Consider the following 20,397-nt stretch of genomic DNA (forward strand, 5'->3'; position numbering starts at 1 on the left):
TCCGGAAAAACCTCATTTACTTATGGTACGGTTCACCCTTATTAATCTTAAACCCACGGTAGATCTGCTCAAGTAAAATTAAACGGACGAGTTGGTGAGGGAAGGTCATTTTGGAGAAGGACATAAGTTGGTTGGCCCGTTGCAGGACAGCTGGGGTGAGCCCAAGGGAGCCTCCGATGATAAAGGCGATGGAGCTTTTGCCGTAGGTTGGTAGCTGGTCGAGTTGACTGGCCAACTTTTCGGATGACCATAATTCTCCTTCGATTGCCAACGCGATGACGTGCGTGTCCGGTTTTACATGGGATAAGATTCGATCCCCTTCCCTAACCTTTACTTGTTCCATTTCGGCGGGGCTTAGATTTTCCGGTGCTTTTTCATCGTTCACTTCCACCAACTGAACCTTCGCGTAAGCGGAAAGCCGCTTCATGTATTCATCGATCCCTAGTTTAAGGTATTTTTCTTTCAATTTCCCTACAGAAATAATTGTGATATGCATAGCAACGTGCAAACCTCCCGATTTTATCTATCTTATTCCAGATTGGACTTGAATTCGGACTCAACCACCACCTGCGTCTCACCAATCTCAGTCCAAATCAGGCCCGATTTCGGACTCAAAACACCGCTCTCCTCCAATTTCAGTCCGAATCTTAGAGAATTACAGTAAAGGCCCCTGAATCTGTCCGTAAAACAAAGAAAAACACCACAGCCACTCTAAGAAGAAACATTATCCACAAAATTTATCCACATATCAACAGTATTGTGTTAGTGTTGTTCAATTTCGTCAACTTCGAACCTTTATTCACATGTGGATAAACCTTTAGACAACCAAAAAGATTGGCTCTTCTTCACAAAAATCGCAGCGCGCGGGTACGGTCCAAGCAGTAAACGATGTTTCCGCCAACTTATATAGGTCTGGCGCATCCTCATATTCGTCTACGAATTCATCAATGGCGATCTCAATATGCTCTCTGCAGCAAACAAACATTTTGTCATTTCCTCCGGTTCCTATCAATAAATGCATTCATAGTATGCACCTTTCTTCACTCACAATAACCAGGCCCCACTTAAAACTAGCTAGGGCCTCGCACTTCCTACTCCCAATATAGCGGGAAGCTGGTTGACATCCGTTTTCCATCCCGGTAAAAAGTGACTTTGACGGCCTCACTCTGGCTTTTCTTATATAAATATTTACGCAGGCTGGCTGAATCGGATACTTTGGTATCTTCTAAGGCTACGATGACATCATAAGCTTGAAGACCTGTGTCACGGGACACACGCTTAACGACATCCATCACGACAATTCCTTCGGTCACTTCCGATGGAAGGTGCAAGGTTTTCTCCCAATGATAAGATGGGATGGTCTGAAGATCTTTCGGATAGATTCCTAAGTAAGGGCGCTTCACCTTGCCATAGCGGATCAAATCCTCCATGATCGGCTTCACATCGTCGATTGGGATGGCGAATCCGAGTCCTTCAATTCCCTCCCGTGAGATCTTCAAACTATTAATGCCAATGACATCACCGTTAATATTAATCAGAGCCCCCCCGCTGTTCCCGGGGTTGATCGCGGCATCGGTCTGGATGACATCCAATTCCCAGTCATTTTGTCCGTCCTCGTCAACATCCAGGGGCATGCTGCGATCAACGGCACTGATAATCCCCTTCGTGACAGTTCTTGAAAAGTGTAAGCCTAGCGGATTTCCAATAGCAATAGCCGGTTCACCGGCTTGCAGGGATTCCGAGGTGCCTAAGGTGGCTATGGTGACATTACCCTTTACCGGGATTTTCAACACGGCAAGGTCTGTCAAGGGATCAGAGCCCATCACCTGGCCCGAAACCCGGCTTCCATCCGGTAGCGAGACCTCGACTTCTTTGGCCCCTTTGATCACGTGATAATTGGTGACAATTAAAGCCTGTTTCCCATCGCTGGAAAAGATCACGCCCGAACCCGTCCCGCTTTCTACCGATTGCGAGCTACGCGTCCAGAAGTCTTGCATATCCTGAATGTTGATGATCCCAACGACAGCATTTTCCGCTTTTTTCACTGCGTCGATGGAGTCTGACTCCACTTTTACCTGGACAAGTTTTTGCACCCCGTCATCCAAGGTTTTCGCAGGGGTCACAGCCGTCGATAACACGGGAGCCTCGGAAATGGCTTGATTGGGTAAACGAATATAGCCCGATTCTATCATTGTCGGTAGAAACTGCAGAACCATCAATCCACCTAGTGCTGCGGAAAGAAAACAAGTGAATAAAACAAAAAAAGTCCCAAATCGCCGCGGCTTCTGTCTTCTATAAAAACCCTCCTGCTCATCGTAGTATCCCATTTTTCCACTCCTTTCTTCCCACGAGGGTATAGGATTCTATCAATTAGGCTATTCTGTTAAAAGTATACCCATTCATAGAAAGGATGAAACCTGTGAAACCTTCCTATCATCCCTTTAAAGAGGTTGAGATCATTGCCCAGATCGCCGATCTAAAAGATGTCGACTACAAAAATACACTTATTATAACCGCCATTGTTGAACTGCTCGTAGCAAAGGGAGTCTTAACGCGCAAGGAAATTCTGCAAAAGGCAGAGGACCTGGAAATGGAGCTATCCCTTGATGGCATAGCCTTGGACAATTCCAGATTCACTAGTAGTTAAATCTCATCGATTGGCGTCGGCTTGGTTGGGGAAGTATCGAGTAATTTGACATCCTTTTCGACGACAAACCCGTTCTCCTCTAAGATATTTTTGACCGTCAACCTGGCAAGTTCCGTCATATTATTATCTTTACTTAGATGTGACAGATACACTTTTTCCCCTGATCCATTCAAGATTTCACTCAAGGCAAGCCCGCTGTCTTCGTTTGATAAATGCCCGACATCGCTTAAGATGCGTCTTTTGACATTCCACGGGTAATGACCAATACGCAGCATCTCCACGTCATGATTGGATTCGAAGATATACGCCTGGGAGCCCTTTACCTTTTCCTTGATCCGCTGACTAACATAACCTAAATCGGTGGCCAGGGTAAGCTTTTTCTCTCCTTGATAAAAGCAGAATCCCATGGGAAAAGCAGCATCATGTGAAATCCCGAAACTTTCAATCTCCAAATCGGCAAAGTGCTTGACTTCCCCTTCCTCATAGAGAAATTTTTGCGACTCGGGGATCTCACCAATTAAACGGTCCAGCTCTGCCCACGTTTTCTCATGGCTGTATACGGGCAGGTCGTAGCGCCTGGCGAGCACTCCCACTCCTTTAATATGATCGGAGTGCTCATGCGTGACCAGGATCGCATCGAGGCTCTTTGGATCTACGTTTACTTCTCTTAATTGTGCTTCCATCTGTTTCCCGCTCAGTCCAGCATCGACTAAAATTTTGGTTTGGTCTGTTTCTACTAAAATGGCATTTCCCGAGCTGCCGCTTGCTAGTATACTAAATCTCATTTTTTACTTCCTCCACTATCCCTTTACTTCTTCGGTAGAGACGGAATCTTTTCAATGACACCGGTTATTCCATTGACGTAATCAACCTTTCCCGCATGCCAGATCCGCCAAACAGGCGCAAGCACCTGAATTTCCGCATCATACGTATGACCGTAATAGCCTAGATCAATCGCATCGATGGTTTCCCCATTTTTAATAAAACCATTTTCAATTAATGTCCGGGTTGCTGTCAAGGATGAGATCACTTTCTTTCCGGACCCTTTGTTAACGACCTGATAGTAAGCCTGCGTATAGCCTACGATCCGCTGATCAACTAACCTTAAGTCCAGTGTTGCTCCAAAAAGTGGATAAGAGTTCCATTGCTGTAAATAACGGATTCGATCTTTGTCCGTAACAGCAGGATCTCGTTCATACTCGTCTATAAAGAGTATTTGTCCTTTCAACCGGTTTTTTAACGCTTCCCGTTGATCCTCGGGCAAGGGAATCGGCTCATGAAAACGCGATTGCAACACATTTCCAATCCGATCCCCAGATTGATTTGGCAATGTCTGAACTTGCGTAGTTCGGAAGTCCGCATATTTTATATTTAGGTAGTTCATCACAGGCGTATCGGTGGGTGTTTCTACTTTCAGTGTAATTCCACGAGCCTGCAAAACATCCTGCAGATTGGTCGATCCACTGAGAAACTGCTCCCCAACCTCAACCCCTTCGTGCCTGCCGCTCCATAATTGAAAAGCCAAAAAACTGTCAAGCAGAAGGAAGGCTATGATGAGCAGGGTTTTGGCTCTTCTCCAATCCATCGGCTTCCTCCTTCTGTTCCGCATCAATAAAGATCGGTTCCTTCTCTTTTCCCCGCAACTTCACAATCCATGCAGGGGTAAAACGAATATGGTTATCGTTAATAATCGCCCGGTACCCAAGCTGAAGTTCCTCCACGTCTTTTAGGGTGATGTTACGCTCAGCGAACCGCTTAATCGCCTCTTCCCCAGAAATAATCGCGATATCTTCATGATGAAAAAAGGTGTCTACATTAATCAGTGATCTGTGCAAGGAAGAAATATAGGATTGTTTGGTTACAACTTCAATCGACCCCAACATCTCCCCACGTCCAGCGTAAATGGGATGGGAACCGATATATTGCCGAAATCCATAAGACTCCTCCTCTTGCATATTTCGAATGCTTTCCAAAATGTATTGGCCATTCCAACCGCCATGTTCATTCAAGAAGTTTAAGACACTATGAAAATGACTTTGACTGGAGGGAGAATCGACCGAATCTGCCATCGGATCCTGAAAATGAAGAGACCTCTGGTTCGGTGTGATCTGCGCCCCTTTGCTTCCATCCGTATAAATCGTGGTTCCATCCCTTTCCGTCACTTGACGAATCAGTGTGGGATCGACAAACAAAGATTGAATCATCTGCGAGACCGAGATCGGCTGATAGAAATATTGAAATTGTTTCATCACAGAAGCTTCTTTAGGCAAATAAAGATACTGATGTTGGTCCTCATCGCCCAAGGCATAGGCCGTTTGTTCGGGCAGAGCGGTTCCAAGTGAAAGATAGAATTGGGACAAATCACGGGAAGTGATCGCCGTCCTCGCTTCCAGCTGATTGCCCTCTTGATCGGTAAAAACTACATACGTTTCCTCGTCGTCCTTGTCTATATAGATCAGTATCCGCTTCACAGCGGACAACCCTTCCGCTTTGCCTCGAAACGTAAAAATTTCTCCCATAATATCCATCGGTACCGCCGTATGATAGATAATCTCCAAAGCCTTCCGTTGCCTCATCGTTTGCTCCCATTCCTTGGGGCTAAGGTGAACGGATCGAAAATTAAAGAAATACCACTTTTCCATCTCTCGTGAAATAATCCGATAATGCACCGTTTCCGGAAGAGCCGCTGTAAATCGTTCTTGTCCTAGATGAAAAACCATTTGCTGTGGTTTGACCAACTGATTAAGCTCCTTCTTCTCGCCAATCGGCTGCCGCTCCACATATTCAGCAGGATGCAAATAATCATATTTAGGCTGACTGTTAATTAAAAACCACGACAAAAGTAGACTTATTACCACAAGAATATTTAATACGACAGTCTTCGCTTTATCGACCCACACGGTTCTCCTCCTCCCGGTCATCCTTAATCAATCGGCAAAGTAATCGTCACTTTGGTTCCTTGCTGCACTTCACTTTCCAACTTGATTTCACCTTGATGGGCGGAAATAATTTCTCGGGCAATAGAAAGACCTAGTCCCGTTCCCCCCATCTCACGTGATCTCGCTTTATCGACCCGATAGAAGCGTTCAAAGATCCGTGTTAAATCCCGCTTCGGTATGCCCACTCCTTGGTCCTCCATTTCAATTTGAATCGTTTCCTGGACGGTCTGAACTTTCACTTTTAAAGTCGTATCCGGGTAGGAATACTTCACAGCATTCGACAATACATTGTCAATGACCTGAGTAATTCCATCTCGATCAGCCTGGATAAAAGGCATCCAAGTGGGAAGGTCCATTTCTACTTTCATGCGCTTTTGTTCAAACTGCACGGAAAACCGTTCAATGGCGTCCGTGAGTAATTGCCCGATATGAACTGAGGTTTTTCTTAGTTCCCCTTTTTTGGAGTCCAACCTAGAAAGCTGCAAAAGGTCTGTCACTAAACGAATCATTCTTTCCGTCTCATTTAGGGTGACACGGACAAAGCGCGGGGCAATCTCCGGGTCGGTAACCGCCCCATCCTCCAAAGCTTCCAAATAACTTTTTAACGTGGTAAGCGGGGTCCTAAGCTCGTGGGATACATTGGCAACAAACTCCTTTCGATGATGTTCCAGCTTTTCCTGTTCTGTTACATCCTGCAAAACAGTAATGATGCCCTTGCTCATTAGCTCACTTCCCTTTAGTTTTCGGGAGGTCGCCTTAAGAATGATCGTTTCCCCATCCCCTTCTGTCTTTACCAAAAAGGAACCATTCCCGTGAATTAATGGTCGTGCCTCTTCTTCCGAAAGATGCAGGACATCGGCCAAATTCCTCCCTAACACCAGGTTTTCCTCAACCTGCAACATCTCACAGGCCCGTGCATTCATCAGCAGAATGTTTCCATCCTTGTCCGCTGCGATAACGCCATCGCTCATATTCGTTAAGATGGAACTAAGTTTTTCCTTTTCCTCTTCATTTTGACTGAGGGCTTCCCGCAACCGCTTGGTTAAATTATTGAAAGCCTGTGCCAGCTGACCAATTTCATCATCAGAATATACCTTAACCTGGCGGTTAAAATCCCCTTCAGCCATGACCGCAGCTTGTTTGGTAATTTCCTTGACTGGTTTCGTAATTGTTCTTGCCAACAAAATCCCCAAGCTCCCTGTCATCAACAGGGAAATAATGGTCGCCGTTAACAAGATGCTATTAATCCGCCGCAGCGTTTCATACATTTCTTCCATGGAAGCAACCATATATAAGGCACCAAGGGTTCGCAGCCCATTTTTAATAGGGACCGCCAACACCCTAACCCGATGCCCGGTCTGTGGATTAATTTGCGTATCCTCATACCTTGTGCCAAGCAGGGCAAGGTTGACCTCTTCGCGGGTGTTTTTTTGTCCAATAATCGTTTGTTCCTCTTCTGTTGTGGACAACACCACCCCGTTGCGGTCGATTACCTGAACCTCAGTATCCCGCAAAGCCAGCAGGTTATTGACTAGAAAATCGATATCCTTCTGGTGGTTCTCCTCGACTTTCTCCTGATCATTCTCCATATCCAAATCCAAATATCTTTGCAAGTTGACAGCAAGCAAGTGAGATTGCGTATTAAGCGTTTCGGTGAAATTATTGACATAATAGTTTTCCACTTCGCGAATGAAATAAGCCCCGATCACCTGCATCGATACAAGGATGAGTAGAATATAGATAACAACGACCTTCCATTCTACCGACTTAAAAAGTTTGAATCTCATCGTTTCTAACTCTCATAGGAAGGGTTTCGAAACACATAGCCCAACCCTCTGCGGGTAATAATGTATTCCGGATTGCTCGGATCGCTTTCGATCTTTTCCCGTAAGCGGCGAATCGTGACATCGACTGTTCGCGCATCGCCGTAATAATCATAGCCCCAGACAGATTGCAGCAAGTGATCCCGTGTCATCACCTTACCCGGGTGGCTAGCAAGATAATGAATCAAGGTATATTCCCGCTGCGTCAGATCTACTATATTCCCTGCCTTTTTTACAAGGTAAGAAACCCGATCAATCTCCACTTCTCCAATCTGAATCAGATGATCGGTCGATTCTTCCTTTTTGCTGGTTGCTCGATCCATCCGGCGCAAATGGGCTTTCACCCGGGCAAGCAGTTCCCTTGTGCCAAAAGGCTTTGTTACATAATCATCCGCACCAAACTCCAATCCAAGCACCTTATCGATCTCAGAGTCCTTTGCGGTTAACATAATAATCGGCATGTCATGCTGCCGACGAACGGTTTGGCAAACTTCCATTCCATCTTTTTTGGGGAGCATGATATCTAGCAAAATCAGGTCTGGTAATTCTTTTTCCACCCGTTCAATGGCTTCCTCACCGTCATAGGCACAAACCACCTGATACCCTTCCTTTTCTAAGGAGAACTTTAAAATATCTGCTATCGGTCTTTCATCATCAACAACTAAAATCTTTTTCTCCATGGGCTTTCCTCCCATCTTGTCCTTCCTTCTATCATACCATGTCAAAACGATGAAAAGATGAAAAAGAAAAAGGGTCTTCCCAAAAAGTCAATGATGACCTTTCAGGAAAGCCCTTCTTATCCTATCCACGTAAAAACTTAATGGGGTTGGTTATCTTTCCGTTCTGTTTAATTTCAAAGTGTAGATGAGTCCCCGTTGAATCTCCCGTAGATCCCATTACACCAATCTTTTCGCCCTTTTCCACGGTATCCCCAACAGATACGGAGATTGAGCTAAGATGGCCGTATACTGTCTGATATCCATTTCCATGGTCGATAATCACGCAATTCCCATAATTACCATTCCAGCCAGCAAGTTTCACCTTACCATTGTCGGCTGCTTTGATTGTCTTGTTAGAAACACCTGCGATATCAAGACCTTTATGCATTCTTCCCCAACGGGAGCCATAATTGCTTGTGATTCGTCCGCCGTAAGTAGGCCAAGCGAAACTTCCATCCCCACGGTCTGGCTTCACCTTGGTTCCACGCTCAACAATTTTGGGGATCGCTTCACGCAATACCTTTTTATCCAAAACTGTCTTTTCACTGACCAACCCATTTTCCTTAATCACTTTGTAAGTGACTTGTTTCAGGCCTTCTTTTCCTTGCTGGATCACTTTCATTTCGCCGCGGTATAGATCCTCATTTGCTTCGGTCTGAATCGGATAATCAATGGGCTCTTCCACTTGCTTTTCAATGACTGTCTGTACGGTCACCTTCGGTTGGTAGGCAGTAACTGTGATTTGATCTCCTAATTGAAGCAGAGTATCTTCAGTAATGCCAGGATTGCTGCGGTAGATATCTTCCGTTGTGATGTCATACTGTGCAGCAATACAGGTGAGACAATCTCCTTCTTTCACTGTGTGTTTTACTTCCTCAAGTGAACCTTTGACCAAAAGCTTCTTTAATTCATCCTTGGTCAATACCTTGCTCGCGTCTACGGATGCATTTTGCACTTCCACATCCTCTTTAAATTTCACCTGTTCACTATACAGCGGTTTCTTCGTTTCTTCAGGAACGGATGCCATTTTCACGGTTTGTTTCTTATCGTTCGCTACAGGTAACGGTCCATATTGACCCAAGATTTCATTCATCACTGAATCAATTGTTTCTTTGCGATCTGCGTATCCAACCACCTGACCATCTACGATTACGGCTTGGGCGGCTACCTTTAGCTCGATGTTCTTCTGAAGGGCTGCTAATACCTCTTGATTATCCGCTTTTCCCCGGGAAGTCTCTTCTTCTGCATATTCAACCCGATTGACTAACTGAACATTCTCGGTACCCAGTTGATGTTTCTCCTGGGTAATCTTCTGCGCAATAAAGTGTTTAACTAATTCTGGATCATCAACAAATCCAAGTTTCTTTCCATCCACCACAACTTGGTATAGGGTTGAAGTATTTGCATTATAATAATGACTAGCTAGTGCTGAACCCGTTGCAAACAATGAAACAACAAGCAGGCCAGCAGTGGCTTTCAGCTTATTTTTTTTGGCTGCAGCGATTCCTTGGACGAGCTTCTCTTTCATCCAAGACTTCGCGTGATCGATCGGTACCATTGGCGCCTCCTTCTTCACTTAATTGAGCTAATCTTTATGTCAATCAAAGGGAAAGCATGTCAATATGTATATTCATAGCATATTTGGTAATACTAGCTAATTCGACCTAGTTTCACATCTATTAAAATAGCATAGCTTTCAGACTTGTTCAAGCATTTTTCTTACTTTTTTATCTAAGTTCCAACAAGATCCGACAAACGGATTGTCCGATTTACCAATAATAAGGAGGAATTGACCGATGAAAGAACGCAATTTTTTCGCAGGTTTTGCTTCCATCGATGATGCCCAGGCAGCAGAAAAAGCCTTGCGTCAAGCGGGGTTTGAAGCTATTCAAGTGGACCAAATTAGCCCTTATCCAGGGGAAGGAATCCAGGAAGTCATGAACCCACTGACAAGTAATTTTTCCGGATTGTCCCATATGACTTTAGATGGAGAATTTTCCTCAAAGTCCGCCAGCATTCTCGCCGCCACAGATGTTAGTGCAAGTGGAATGTCCGATGGCGATGGGATGATGCCTGAGGTCCACAATGGCGTGCTATTGACCGCGGTTGTCCCGGAAGACCAAGCCGAGCAGGCAGAGCAGATTATACAGCAATATGGTGGGAATATGTAGTTATGGGGATCGGCTCTGGTGAGGGCCGATTTTTTTGGTAATTGGGGTACGGAATCTGGATGAAGGGGTATGTGAAGGATATGAACCATTCGGATAGCATAGTTGGATTAAGATTCAAGACAGCATCTCTCTCCTTTTTCCGCACCCTGTCTCGATTGGACCAGATTCGAGACAGCATCTCTCTCTTTTTCCCGCACCCTGTCCCGATTGGACCAGATTCGAGACAGCGTGACCGACTTTTTTCCTGTTAATCCCCATTCACCCCCACATCATTCATTTCCTGCTCTCTCCCCACGTATAAAAAAACTAAAAAAGGATGGCTCACGCCATCCTTACCTTCTTTACTCTATAGTCCGTACACACTTTTCACTACATTCGTCTGATCACGATCAGGTCCCACGGAGAAAACCGCAATTGGGATCCCTGTTAAGAAGCTCACACGTTCAATATAGTGACGTGCATTCTCCGGTAATTCCTCTAACGTCTTGCAGGAGGTAATGTCTTCTGTCCAGCCTGGTAATTCCTCATAAATCGGCTCGCAATCGGCAAGCATATTTAAATTGGCTGGGTAGGAATCTACCACTTGACCCTTATAGTTATATGCTGTACAAATCTTCAGGGTCGGGATTCCGGTTAATACGTCGATGGAGTTCAACGATAAGCCGGTGATTCCACTCACTCTGCGCGCATGGCGAACAACGACACTATCAAACCAGCCTACGCGGCGAGGACGGCCTGTTGTTGTTCCATACTCTTTCCCTGTTTCGCGGATATGATCTCCGGTTGCATCCAACAGTTCAGTTGGGAATGGACCATCACCGACACGGGTGGTATAAGCTTTGGCGACCCCAACAACCTGGTTAATCTTCGTTGGACCCACGCCAGATCCGATACAAACCCCACCTGCGACAGGATTGGAGGAAGTAACAAATGGATAGGTACCTTGGTCGATATCAAGCATGACCCCTTGTGCCCCTTCAAACAATACCCTTCTTCCAGCATCAATGGCATCGTTTAGGACAACCGAAGTATCGACTACATAAGGACGGATAACTTCCGCAGCTTCCATATATGGTTCCAAGATGCTTTCCAAAGTAAAGCCTTCTGTATCATATACTTTTTCAAATAAGCGATTTTTTTCTTCCAAGTTACGGGTCAACTTCTTTTCAAATTCTGCGCGGTCCAATAGGTCAGCCATTCGGATCCCAATTCGCGCAGCTTTGTCCATGTAAGCTGGTCCAATACCCTTTCCAGTTGTACCGATCTTATTTGCCCCTTTGCGGGCTTCTTCCACCTGATCAATCTTTAAATGATAAGGCAAAATGACATGGGCACGATCGCTAATCCGTAAGTTACTTGTATCTACCCCAAATCCATGAAGGTACTCCAATTCCTTAACAAGTGCGGTTGGATCGACAACCATTCCATTTCCAATCACACAAATCTTATCCTTATAGAAAATCCCCGATGGGATCAGATGAAGCTTATATTTCTTCCCGTTGAACACAATCGTATGTCCAGCGTTATTTCCTCCTTGGTACCTGGCCACAACTTCCGCCTTTTCGGCTAAAAAGTCAGTGATTTTTCCTTTTCCTTCGTCCCCCCACTGGGTTCCAACAACGACGACAGATGACATAACCCTGACACCTCCTGCTCTTTTAAACATTCCTAGTGTACAACCTAACCCCCACCTTGTCAATGCGAAACACGAACAATAGGAGTTAACCTATTTTTATATGTTCGTAATGGGGGTCAATCTTCATCTATCTTAGGTTTTACACTCTCCTTTTTTTTACACATGGATTATGAAAAAAAACCACCGATAAACCCAATCGGTGGTCCAACCCTACGCTTCCTGATGTGTATTATCTAAGCTGACAAACTTATTGTACTCCTTCAGAAAAGCGAGCTTGACGGTTCCTGTTGGACCGCTCCTTTGCTTCCCGATGATGACCTCGATCACATTCTTCTCCTCTGTCTCCTGGTCATAATAATCTTCCCGATAGAGAAAGGCAACGATGTCCGCATCCTGCTCAATCGCTCCACTCTCCCGGATATCGGAGAGCATCGGGCGTTTATCCTGCCTTTGTTCAACAGCACGGCTCAACTGCGAGAGGGCAATGACGGTACAATTCAATTCCCGCGCCAACAGCTTCAGTGATCGGGAGATCTCGGATATTTCCTGCTGGCGGTTGTCACTTCCCCGACCGGATATGAGCTGCAGATAGTCGATCAACACAAGGCCGACATTTCCTTGCTCCGCTTTTAAACGACGGCACTTGGAACGAATATCGTTGATCGTCACCCCTGGGGTATCATCGATAAACACGGGGGCCTTTGACAGATTCCCGATCGCCATTGTCAATTTGCGCCAGTCGTCTTCTTCTAAATAACCTGTCCGCATTTTCCCGGCATCAATATTTCCTTCCGCACAGATCATCCGCATCACCAGCTGTGCAGCGCCCATCTCTAAGCTAAAGATCGCTACCGTTTCCCCAGCTCTAGCTGCCACATTTTGCGCGACATTCAAGGCAAAGGCGGTCTTCCCTACGGCAGGACGAGCAGCTAGGATAATTAATTCACTACCATGCAAACCAGAAGTCATTTTATCCAAATCGGGATATCCGGTTGGAATCCCGGTAATATCCCCTTTTTTCGTCGATAGCGTTTCAATTCGTTCATAGGCGTCCATCAATACATCTTTGATATGTTGAAATCCTCCGGAGGAGCGCTTTTGCGAGATTTGCATGATATTTCGCTCGGCATCCGATAGCATGAATTGAAGCTCATCCGACTGGTTGTACCCATCGGTGACAATTTTAGTCGCAGTGCGAATCAATTGCCGGAGGATAGCCTTCTCCTCGATGATCCGACAATAATATTCTACATTGGCTGCGGTCGGCACAGCATTGGCTAAATCGGTCAAATACGATACCCCGCCGATCTCATCGAGCTGTTTCTTAGATTCCAGCAACGCCGTGACCGTCACGAGGTCTACGGGCTCCGACTTCTCTGATAACTCAAGCATGGCCTGAAAGATTCGCTGATGGGTGCCTCGGTAGAAATCTTCTGGTCTTAAAATCTCACTTGTTGTGACAATTGCTTCTTGCTCCAAAAAAATGGCCCCTAATACGGCCTGTTCAGCTTCGATATTTTGGGGCGGAGTTCTATCAGCAAGGATATCGCTCATCGTTCTACTCACCTCGCCTTTGGGATTTCATTATTTTTCTTCGACCACATGAACATTGAGCGTTCCCATTACATCATGGTGCAGCTTAACAGGGATTTTCGTATATCCCAAAGTCTTGATCGGTTCATCTAATACTAGTTTTCGTTTATCGATATTTAATTTCGCTTGTTTTAAGGCATCTGCAATTTGTTTGGTTGAAACAGCGCCAAACAAACGTCCACCTTCCCCAGCTTTAACCGGAATGGTAATTGTAATATCCTCAAGTTCTTTGGCAAATTTCTTTGCTTCTTCCTTTTCTTCTTCCTGGCGCTTTTCCATACTTTTCTTCTGGTTTTCGAAGTTCTTGATGTTGCCTCCTGTTGCTTCTACTGCCAGACCTTTAGGAAATAAGAAGTTTCTTGCATACCCTTCAGAAACCTCAACCAATTGACCTTTTTTCCCTTGTCCCTTCACATCTTTTTGTAAAATAACCTTCATTACAATTTCCCCCCTGTTTCGTGGTATTGCTTAATCAATGCCTTCAGTTGATTAACAGCTTCTTGCATGGAGAGCTCTTTCACCTGGGTAGCCGCATTTGTTAAATGCCCGCCTCCGCCCATTTTCTCCATAATCATCTGTACATTGATTTCACCCAATGAACGTGCACTAATTGCTATCATATTATCAGGCCGTTTGCAAATGACGAATGCTGCCTGAATCCCTGACATTGTAAGCAAGGTATCAGCAGCTTGGGCAATCAAGACCTGGGTGTACGTCTCTTCGGAATCCCCTTCTGAAATGGCGAAGATATCATAGAGAATCTCTGTATTCTGAACAATTTTGGAACGCTTGATATACTGATCCAATTCTTCTTTTAACAGTCGCTGGACAATCGCCGGTTCTGCCCCGTTACGCCTTAAGAAAGAAGCCGCTTCAAAGGTTCTAGCGCCAGTCCGGAAAGCGAAGCTTTTCGTATCCACCACAATTCCAGAAAGCAGGGCTGTTGCCTCTAAATTGTCCATGTTCAGTTTTTCGCTTTGGTACTGTAAAAGCTCTGTCACCAGTTCACAAGTGGAGGAAGCATAGGGCTCCAAATAGACAAGAACAGGATCTTCGACGAACTCTTCAGAACGTCGATGATGATCAATGACCATGACACGATTGGTCGATTGTAAGATCTTCGGCTCAATCGTCATCGAAGGACGGTGGGTATCTACCATGACGACTAACGAGCGCCGGGTCGCCATCCCTATGGCCAGCTCGGGTGTGACAAAATAATTCATCAGATATTCATGCTCTTCCACCGCAGCCATCAGCCGATCAATCGATGGATTGACTTTATCAAGGACGATGTATCCCTTCTTTTCATTAGCAAGGACTGCTTTGAGCACCCCGATCGACGCTCCAATGGCATCCATATCTGGGAATTTATGGCCCATAATGAGCACAACATCGCTTTCCAATATGAGATCACGAAGCGCATGTGAAATGACTCTTGCCCGAACGCGAGTCCGTTTTTCTACTGCATTGGATTTTCCGCCGTAGAATGTCGTCTTATCCCCTTGCTTGACGGCAGCCTGATCGCCACCGCGACCGAGCGCAATATCCAAACTTGACTGTGCCATCTCACCAAGCTTGACAAATTCATCATCACCGGCACCCACACCAATACTTAAGGTAAGAGGCAGCTTGTTTTTTGCGGTCATTTCACGAACGACGTCCAAAATCTCAAAACGGCTTTCTAACACTCGCTGCAATGTGCCTTCATCCATAATGGCTAAAAACTTATCGGAGGCATATTTCCGGATGTACATCTTATATTTTTGGGCCCACTCATTAATCGCTGTAGTCACATTGGACAAAAGTAGTGCACGACTTTGTTCGTCCATGCCCTGTGCTACTTCATCGACATTATCTAAATGAATGATGGCAAAAACGACCTTTTCTTCATTATAACGAAGGAGTAACTCCCGGTATTCTGTCACATCCGTAAAGTAGTAGAGTCTTTCCTCGACACGCGAGATCACCTCATAAATCTTTTGATTATAGATAATCTCCATTTTCTTTTTCCCATTATTTAATTCTGCCAGTTGTGGGATTACATCCAAAAGGTCTTGACCTGATAGCGATTCCTTACCCGTAATTTTCAGCATGTAGGGATTATACCATTCGATCTTTTTATCCTCACTGTATAACAAGATCCCAATCGGCATCTCCCCTACTACTTCATCTCCGACCTTTTTCACCCGGTGTCTTAGGGTCGCTATATATCTTTGCAAATCTCGACGAAATGCCTGTTCAGCGCGAAAGATAAAAATAGCTAAACCGATCAAAGCGACCAGTCCAATAATCGCATAGAACCAATTGTAAAAAGATAATATCCCTATAAAAATAATACATAAAATAAAGGCTATTATCATATGTAATCCATGCCAACGCTTGAGGAGGAACTTCTGCATAGATTCAGCTCCTTATTTTGTGCTTATGAAACGGCTCCGTAAATCCATTCCTAAATCAAAAATCGCTACTAAACTAAGTATAAAAGGGAATGGGGGAAAAATAAATACCAAGACGACAGCAAAAATGGGAAGGCCTTTGCCCCATCCTTTATGATAGCATATGAAAAAGAGCAGGCTAAGTCCCTGAATCATCAACATAATATCCAAAATTGGCTTGAGATTCACTAATATTAATTCAACCCATTGCGGCGAATTCCAACTTGCCAGAAAAACCGATAGAATTAAGACAATAAGATAGTAATACATCACAGATTTCGGCCATTTCCAATCACGAAATGGGGGAAACGAAGCAACAGGTGTGCCCAGACGGTTTAATATTTTCCGGGATAACCAATGATTAATTAAAGCGAATTGGGCAGAACCGACAATTAACAGCATCGGAACCAATTGGGTAATCCGCTTGACCAATTCTCTCATCATTTCCATCTGTTTGGGATCTGTAGCCCCCAACTGATCGAGCATAGACTGTGACATTTCCAGAGATTCTTGTAAAAGCGTTTGAATCGATGTAATGGGATTAATCTTAAAGAAGAGGAAACTTGCCAAAATACTCAATAGAAAAAAGATAAGACCCGCTACCGTTCCTCCTAGAAAAACGGCTGTAGCTTTCCCTTGCCTGCGGTATAACGTCCCCATCACAATGCCCAGCACCCCAGCAAAAACGGCGCTAAACACCGAGGGCAGCGCGCCGATGAATAAGGTTAGCAATGAACTTGCCAGAATCATGAGAAGAGACTTTTTCACGTCATGTCTTGCAGCATAAATCGTAAACGGAACAGGTAAAGCCATCGCTGTGATTATTCCCAAAGGTGTATATAACGTTACGAACAGTAAAATTAAAAATACGCCGCTTAAAAGGGCACCTTCCAGCATTGATCGAACACGGTTTTGCAAAGACATCCGCTCCTTGCCTAGGCATATGAAAGAAAAAGGGAACACAAAGTTGTGCCCCCTATTTCCTTTTTTTTAAGATTCAGTTGTATACGGTAGCAAAGCGATTTGACGAGCACGTTTAATGGCTCTAGTCAATTGACGTTGATACTTCGCAGAAGTACCTGTTACACGGCGAGGAAGAATCTTCCCACGCTCACTGACAAATTTCTTTAACACGTCAATATCTTTATAATCGATTTTGGTGATTTTATTTACTGTGAAATAACACACCTTACGGCGCTTTCCACGTTTTCCTCCGCGAGGATTTGCCATCTCAATCCCTCCTTCTCAAGTTTTTAGAATGGTAAGTCATCATCAGAAATATCTACTGTCCGACTGTCATTTGCAAAGGGATCGTTGTTCATAAAATCATCCTGTCTTCTTCCAGCTGGAGGATTGCTGTATCCACCGCCACTGCCGCTTCCTTCTCTTCTTTCCCCTGCTGGTGAAAGAAACTGCACGTTATCCGCCACGACTTCTGTTACAAACACTCGTTTTCCCTCTTTATTATCATAAGAGCGAGTTTGCAAACGTCCTTCTAACCCCGCTTGTGAGCCCTTCTTTAGGTAGTTGGCACATAGTTCTGCCAACTGTCGCCAAGCAACAATATTAATAAAGTCTGCATCGCGTTCTCCCTGGGCGTTGTTGAATTGTCGGTTGACGGCAAGTGTAAAGGTTGCAACAGCCACACCAGATGGTGTATAGCGCAATTCAGGATCTCTCGTCAATCTTCCTACAAGAACGACACGGTTAATCATATAAACCCTCCCCCTGAGTTTAAGACTAGTCGTCTTCTCTGATAATCAAGTAACGGATAACTTCGTCAGAAATCTTCATGATCCGTTCAAGTTCGCTTACCGCTTCAGAATTAGCTTGGAAATTGGTCAAAGTGTAATATCCGTCGCGATTATCGTTGATTTCGTAAGCAAGACGGCGCTTACCCATTTCGTTTACCTTCACGATTTCTCCACCACGATCGGTGATAATCGCATTGAAACGGTCGGCGTTTGCTTTTCTTTTTTCTTCTTCCACGTCAGAACGTTGGATGTACATTACTTCATATTTACGCATACCATTCACCTCCTTTTGGACTAGACGGCCCCGAAGGGCAAGGAGCGAGAAAATCAATTTCACACTCACATTTGATTATTATAGCAGATTTACTTTTCCAGGACAAGCTTAAACATTAAAACGGAAATGCATAATATCTCCATCTTGCACCACGTAATCTTTTCCTTCTAAACGGACTAATCCTTTTTCCTTTGCCGCATTCATCGAACCACATGCAACGAGATCATCATAGGAAACCACTTCGGCACGAATAAATCCACGTTCAAAATCGGTATGGATGACACCTGCAGCATGTGGCGCCTTCATGTTGCGGCGAATCGTCCATGCTCTTACTTCCTGAACACCCGCGGTGAAATAGGTGATTAGGCCTAAAAGATGATACGCTGCTTTAATCAGACGATCTAATCCCGATTCCTGTAATCCCAATTCTTCTAGAAACATCGCTTTATCTTCACCATCGAGCTCAGATATCTCAGCTTCTACCTTAGCACTAATCACAACCACTTCAGCGCCTTCTTTCGCCGCGAAATCTCGAACACGCTGTACCAACGGATTGGAATCAGCCTCTAACAACCCGTCTTCACTTACATTTGTCACATACAAAATCGGCTTCATCGTTAAGAGATGCAGATCGCGCACAACAACCCTTTCCTCATCCGATAAATCCACACTTCGGGCTGGAAGATCTGCTTCAAAGGCTTCCTTCAGTTTCGTTAAAGCATCGAGTTCAACCTTTGCTTCTTTATCTCCCGATTTCACCTTGCGGCCGATTCGATCCATCTTTTTTTCCACGGATTCTAAATCCGCCAAGATTAATTCTAGGTTAATAATCTGAATATCGCTGATTGGATCCACACGACCCGCAACATGCGTAATATTTTCATCTTCAAAGCAACGGACGACATGGGCAATCGCATCCACTTCCCGGATATGGGCCAAAAATTTATTCCCTAATCCTTCGCCGCGGCTCGCTCCTTCGACAAGACCGGCAATATCGACAAATTGGAAGGCTGTAGGAACTGTTTTCTTCGGTATAACCAGCTCTGTCAGCTTGTCCAACCGCTCATCAGGAACCTCAACAACCCCCACATTCGGATCAATGGTACAAAAAGGATAGTTGGCAGACTCTGCCCCCGCCTGTGTGATGGCATTAAATAACGTCGACTTCCCTACGTTAGGCAAACCGACGATCCCAACTGATCTTGACATTCTATAGAACTCCCCTTATTTACTGTCATCATAACAAAACACTTCTATTATAAACTATCTGCATACTTAAAGAAAAGAGATCACTTAGAAAGGCTATTCTTCTTTAACTGCTTCTTTTATCATTCGCTTCATTTTTTTCTCAAATTCCATACGAGGGATCATGACGCTATGGTCGCATCCTGTGCACTTGATTCGAATGTCAGCACCCATTCGAATCACACGCCAGGCATTTGTTCCGCAAGGATGTGGTTTCTTCATTTCTACGATATCACCCAAAGAAAATTGCTTTCGTTCCACCAACTGCGTTCAACTCCTTTATAAGATGCTATTTATTCATTACAAGAAGTTTTTCATATCCTTTTGCGGCATGGTCACTAACCTTGGATATGGGATTTCAATCCCTTTTTCTTCAAATATCTTTTTCACTAAACTCCGCAGTTTCCGGTTTGCAGCAAAATGGGCCATCGGCTTACATTCCGCAGTCACACGAATGAGCACTTCAGACGGTCCGAGATCCTGAACCCCCACCACCTCTGGTGTTGCAATTATATCTTCGATGATTGTTGGCGCATCCTTTAATGACTGATTTAAAATTTCAATCACCTGATCCACGTCTTCCTCGTATGCGACTCTTACATCAAGAACGGCCAAACTGTTTTGGATGGAAAAGTTTGTGACCTCTGTAATACTTCCATTTGGAATGATAAAAATTTCTCCTGTATATCCTTTAATTTTCGTGATGCGAAGGCCAATCTCCTTGACCTCACCAAAAAATTGACCGGTTTGAATATAATCACCGACAGCAAACTGATCTTCAAAGATAATAAAAAATCCGGTAATGACATCACGGACTAAGTTTTGTGCGCCAAATCCTACTGCCAGCCCAACCACCCCTGCACTAGCTAAAACGGGTCCAAGGTTAAATCCAAACTGCGCCAGAATGAGGAGAATGGCAACAAAATAGATCACATAGGATGTCACATTATTCACTAGACTACGCATGGTTTCCACGCGTCTTTCGTTCAGCTGGAGCTTTTCCCGTTTGCGAAAAATCCGGTTCACACTATTGGAAACCAGGTTCACGAGAATTCTGGCAATGATAATGATAAATATGATCTTAAAAATAGCTTGGCCAACGGTCATCCACAAATCCGTATTTGTAACCTGCTCGTAGATGCCCATATAAATCGACTCAAA

The 20,397-nt window shown here is 44.6% G+C and carries 22 protein-coding genes; 2 read left to right on the forward strand and 20 right to left on the reverse strand.

The window, feature by feature from the left end:
• Nucleotides 1–16: 16 nt before the first annotated feature.
• The 3 genes from rlmH to J2Z37_RS11215 all read right to left on the reverse strand — a co-directional run bounded on the left by rlmH (nucleotide 17) and on the right by J2Z37_RS11215 (nucleotide 2,327).
• Nucleotides 17–496, reverse strand: a complete 480-nt coding sequence (gene rlmH, locus J2Z37_RS11205; RefSeq protein WP_209810360.1) for a 23S rRNA (pseudouridine(1915)-N(3))-methyltransferase RlmH — start codon at nucleotides 494–496, stop codon at nucleotides 17–19.
• Between the two features lie 321 nt (nucleotides 497–817).
• The gene (locus J2Z37_RS11210; RefSeq protein WP_209810568.1) at nucleotides 818–985 is read right to left on the reverse strand and encodes a CxxH/CxxC protein; all 168 of its coding nucleotides are present in this window, start codon (nucleotides 983–985) and stop codon (nucleotides 818–820) included.
• Nucleotides 986–1,091: 106 nt separating this feature from the next.
• Entirely contained in the window at nucleotides 1,092–2,327 is a 1,236-nt protein-coding gene (locus J2Z37_RS11215; protein ID WP_209810361.1) for a S1C family serine protease, read from the reverse strand.
• 83 nt (nucleotides 2,328–2,410) lie between these two features.
• Between J2Z37_RS11215 and J2Z37_RS11220 the strand changes: the two genes are divergently transcribed.
• A complete protein-coding gene (locus J2Z37_RS11220; RefSeq protein WP_209810362.1) occupies nucleotides 2,411–2,647 on the forward strand; it encodes a hypothetical protein in 237 nt (78 codons plus the stop codon).
• On the opposite strand, the gene J2Z37_RS11225 is transcribed toward J2Z37_RS11220, so the two are convergent.
• The 6 genes from J2Z37_RS11225 to J2Z37_RS11250 form a co-directional block, all read right to left on the reverse strand.
• A complete protein-coding gene (locus J2Z37_RS11225) occupies nucleotides 2,644–3,432 on the reverse strand; it encodes an MBL fold metallo-hydrolase (RefSeq protein ID WP_209810363.1) in 789 nt (262 codons plus the stop codon). The genes J2Z37_RS11220 and J2Z37_RS11225 overlap by 4 nt on opposite strands.
• 23 nt (nucleotides 3,433–3,455) lie before the next feature.
• A complete protein-coding gene (locus J2Z37_RS11230; protein WP_209810364.1) occupies nucleotides 3,456–4,232 on the reverse strand; it encodes a two-component system regulatory protein YycI in 777 nt (258 codons plus the stop codon).
• Nucleotides 4,180–5,547, reverse strand: coding sequence for a YycH family regulatory protein (locus J2Z37_RS11235; RefSeq protein WP_209810365.1), 1,368 nt, complete (start codon nucleotides 5,545–5,547; stop codon nucleotides 4,180–4,182). Before J2Z37_RS11235 ends, J2Z37_RS11230 begins: the two co-directional genes overlap by 53 nt.
• A 23-nt stretch (nucleotides 5,548–5,570) precedes the next feature.
• Nucleotides 5,571–7,373, reverse strand: a complete 1,803-nt coding sequence (walK, locus tag J2Z37_RS11240; protein ID WP_209810366.1) for a cell wall metabolism sensor histidine kinase WalK — start codon at nucleotides 7,371–7,373, stop codon at nucleotides 5,571–5,573.
• A gap of 5 nt (nucleotides 7,374–7,378) precedes the next feature.
• Nucleotides 7,379–8,089, reverse strand: a complete 711-nt coding sequence (gene yycF, locus J2Z37_RS11245; RefSeq protein ID WP_209810367.1) for a response regulator YycF — start codon at nucleotides 8,087–8,089, stop codon at nucleotides 7,379–7,381.
• Nucleotides 8,090–8,210: 121 nt separating this feature from the next.
• Nucleotides 8,211–9,686 carry a M23 family metallopeptidase gene (locus J2Z37_RS11250; RefSeq protein ID WP_209810368.1) on the reverse strand — a complete coding sequence of 492 codons (1,476 nt, stop codon included), beginning with the start codon at nucleotides 9,684–9,686 and terminating at the stop codon, nucleotides 8,211–8,213.
• Nucleotides 9,687–9,924: 238 nt separating this feature from the next.
• Between J2Z37_RS11250 and J2Z37_RS11255 the strand changes: the two genes are divergently transcribed.
• Nucleotides 9,925–10,299, forward strand: coding sequence for a hypothetical protein (locus J2Z37_RS11255; RefSeq protein ID WP_209810369.1), 375 nt, complete (start codon nucleotides 9,925–9,927; stop codon nucleotides 10,297–10,299).
• 346 nt (nucleotides 10,300–10,645) lie between these two features.
• On the opposite strand, the gene J2Z37_RS11260 is transcribed toward J2Z37_RS11255, so the two are convergent.
• From J2Z37_RS11260 to J2Z37_RS11310, 11 genes are all read right to left on the reverse strand, one after another.
• A complete protein-coding gene (locus J2Z37_RS11260) occupies nucleotides 10,646–11,935 on the reverse strand; it encodes an adenylosuccinate synthase (protein ID WP_209810370.1) in 1,290 nt (429 codons plus the stop codon).
• A 210-nt stretch (nucleotides 11,936–12,145) separates the two neighbouring features.
• The gene (dnaB, locus tag J2Z37_RS11265; RefSeq protein WP_209810371.1) at nucleotides 12,146–13,489 is read right to left on the reverse strand and encodes a replicative DNA helicase; all 1,344 of its coding nucleotides are present in this window, start codon (nucleotides 13,487–13,489) and stop codon (nucleotides 12,146–12,148) included.
• A 30-nt stretch (nucleotides 13,490–13,519) separates the two neighbouring features.
• On the reverse strand, nucleotides 13,520–13,966 hold the full coding sequence (rplI, locus tag J2Z37_RS11270; RefSeq protein ID WP_209810372.1) for a 50S ribosomal protein L9: 447 nt from the start codon (nucleotides 13,964–13,966) through the stop codon (nucleotides 13,520–13,522).
• Entirely contained in the window at nucleotides 13,966–15,927 is a 1,962-nt protein-coding gene (locus tag J2Z37_RS11275; protein WP_209810373.1) for a DHH family phosphoesterase, read from the reverse strand. The genes rplI and J2Z37_RS11275 overlap by 1 nt, the downstream gene beginning before the upstream one ends.
• A gap of 12 nt (nucleotides 15,928–15,939) precedes the next feature.
• Entirely contained in the window at nucleotides 15,940–16,881 is a 942-nt protein-coding gene (locus J2Z37_RS11280) for a YybS family protein (RefSeq protein WP_209810374.1), read from the reverse strand.
• A 72-nt stretch (nucleotides 16,882–16,953) separates the two neighbouring features.
• A complete protein-coding gene (gene rpsR, locus J2Z37_RS11285; RefSeq protein WP_209810375.1) occupies nucleotides 16,954–17,193 on the reverse strand; it encodes a 30S ribosomal protein S18 in 240 nt (79 codons plus the stop codon).
• 23 nt (nucleotides 17,194–17,216) lie between these two features.
• Complete coding sequence (ssb, locus tag J2Z37_RS11290; protein ID WP_209810376.1) at nucleotides 17,217–17,678, reverse strand: single-stranded DNA-binding protein; 462 nt, start codon at nucleotides 17,676–17,678, stop codon at nucleotides 17,217–17,219.
• Nucleotides 17,679–17,703: 25 nt separating this feature from the next.
• Complete coding sequence (gene rpsF / locus J2Z37_RS11295) at nucleotides 17,704–17,991, reverse strand: 30S ribosomal protein S6 (protein WP_209810377.1); 288 nt, start codon at nucleotides 17,989–17,991, stop codon at nucleotides 17,704–17,706.
• Between the two features lie 108 nt (nucleotides 17,992–18,099).
• A complete protein-coding gene (ychF, locus tag J2Z37_RS11300) occupies nucleotides 18,100–19,200 on the reverse strand; it encodes a redox-regulated ATPase YchF (RefSeq protein ID WP_209810378.1) in 1,101 nt (366 codons plus the stop codon).
• Between the two features lie 93 nt (nucleotides 19,201–19,293).
• Nucleotides 19,294–19,497, reverse strand: a complete 204-nt coding sequence (locus J2Z37_RS11305) for a DUF951 domain-containing protein (protein WP_209810379.1) — start codon at nucleotides 19,495–19,497, stop codon at nucleotides 19,294–19,296.
• Between the two features lie 39 nt (nucleotides 19,498–19,536).
• Entirely contained in the window at nucleotides 19,537–20,382 is an 846-nt protein-coding gene (locus tag J2Z37_RS11310) for a mechanosensitive ion channel family protein (protein WP_209810569.1), read from the reverse strand.
• Nucleotides 20,383–20,397 lie beyond the last annotated feature (15 nt).

Origin of the sequence: Ammoniphilus resinae, from assembly GCF_017873965.1 — a bacterium.
GTDB classification, from domain to species: domain Bacteria; phylum Bacillota; class Bacilli; order Aneurinibacillales; family RAOX-1; genus Ammoniphilus_A; species Ammoniphilus_A resinae.

Excerpts from the sequence above, each read along its gene's own strand:
- J2Z37_RS11225 (WP_209810363.1), bottom strand. The coding sequence starts at position 3,432 with ATGAGATTTAGTATACTAGCAAGCGGCAGCTCGGGAAATGCCATTTTA.
- J2Z37_RS11210 (WP_209810568.1), bottom strand. The coding sequence starts at position 985 with ATGTTTGTTTGCTGCAGAGAGCATATTGAGATCGCCATTGATGAATTC.
- rplI (WP_209810372.1), bottom strand. The coding sequence starts at position 13,966 with ATGAAGGTTATTTTACAAAAAGATGTGAAGGGACAAGGGAAAAAAGGT.
- rpsF (WP_209810377.1), bottom strand. The coding sequence starts at position 17,991 with ATGCGTAAATATGAAGTAATGTACATCCAACGTTCTGACGTGGAAGAA.
- dnaB (WP_209810371.1), bottom strand. The coding sequence starts at position 13,489 with ATGAGCGATATCCTTGCTGATAGAACTCCGCCCCAAAATATCGAAGCT.
- J2Z37_RS11275 (WP_209810373.1), bottom strand. The coding sequence starts at position 15,927 with ATGCAGAAGTTCCTCCTCAAGCGTTGGCATGGATTACATATGATAATA.
- ychF (WP_209810378.1), bottom strand. The coding sequence starts at position 19,200 with ATGTCAAGATCAGTTGGGATCGTCGGTTTGCCTAACGTAGGGAAGTCG.
- rlmH (WP_209810360.1), bottom strand. The coding sequence starts at position 496 with ATGCATATCACAATTATTTCTGTAGGGAAATTGAAAGAAAAATACCTT.
- J2Z37_RS11220 (WP_209810362.1), top strand. The coding sequence starts at position 2,411 with ATGAAACCTGTGAAACCTTCCTATCATCCCTTTAAAGAGGTTGAGATC.
- J2Z37_RS11260 (WP_209810370.1), bottom strand. The coding sequence starts at position 11,935 with ATGTCATCTGTCGTCGTTGTTGGAACCCAGTGGGGGGACGAAGGAAAA.
- J2Z37_RS11215 (WP_209810361.1), bottom strand. The coding sequence starts at position 2,327 with ATGGGATACTACGATGAGCAGGAGGGTTTTTATAGAAGACAGAAGCCG.
- ssb (WP_209810376.1), bottom strand. The coding sequence starts at position 17,678 with ATGATTAACCGTGTCGTTCTTGTAGGAAGATTGACGAGAGATCCTGAA.
- yycF (WP_209810367.1), bottom strand. The coding sequence starts at position 8,089 with ATGGAGAAAAAGATTTTAGTTGTTGATGATGAAAGACCGATAGCAGAT.
- J2Z37_RS11255 (WP_209810369.1), top strand. The coding sequence starts at position 9,925 with ATGAAAGAACGCAATTTTTTCGCAGGTTTTGCTTCCATCGATGATGCC.
- J2Z37_RS11310 (WP_209810569.1), bottom strand. The coding sequence starts at position 20,382 with ATGGGCATCTACGAGCAGGTTACAAATACGGATTTGTGGATGACCGTT.
- walK (WP_209810366.1), bottom strand. The coding sequence starts at position 7,373 with ATGAGATTCAAACTTTTTAAGTCGGTAGAATGGAAGGTCGTTGTTATC.
- J2Z37_RS11230 (WP_209810364.1), bottom strand. The coding sequence starts at position 4,232 with ATGGATTGGAGAAGAGCCAAAACCCTGCTCATCATAGCCTTCCTTCTG.
- J2Z37_RS11250 (WP_209810368.1), bottom strand. The coding sequence starts at position 9,686 with ATGGTACCGATCGATCACGCGAAGTCTTGGATGAAAGAGAAGCTCGTC.
- rpsR (WP_209810375.1), bottom strand. The coding sequence starts at position 17,193 with ATGGCAAATCCTCGCGGAGGAAAACGTGGAAAGCGCCGTAAGGTGTGT.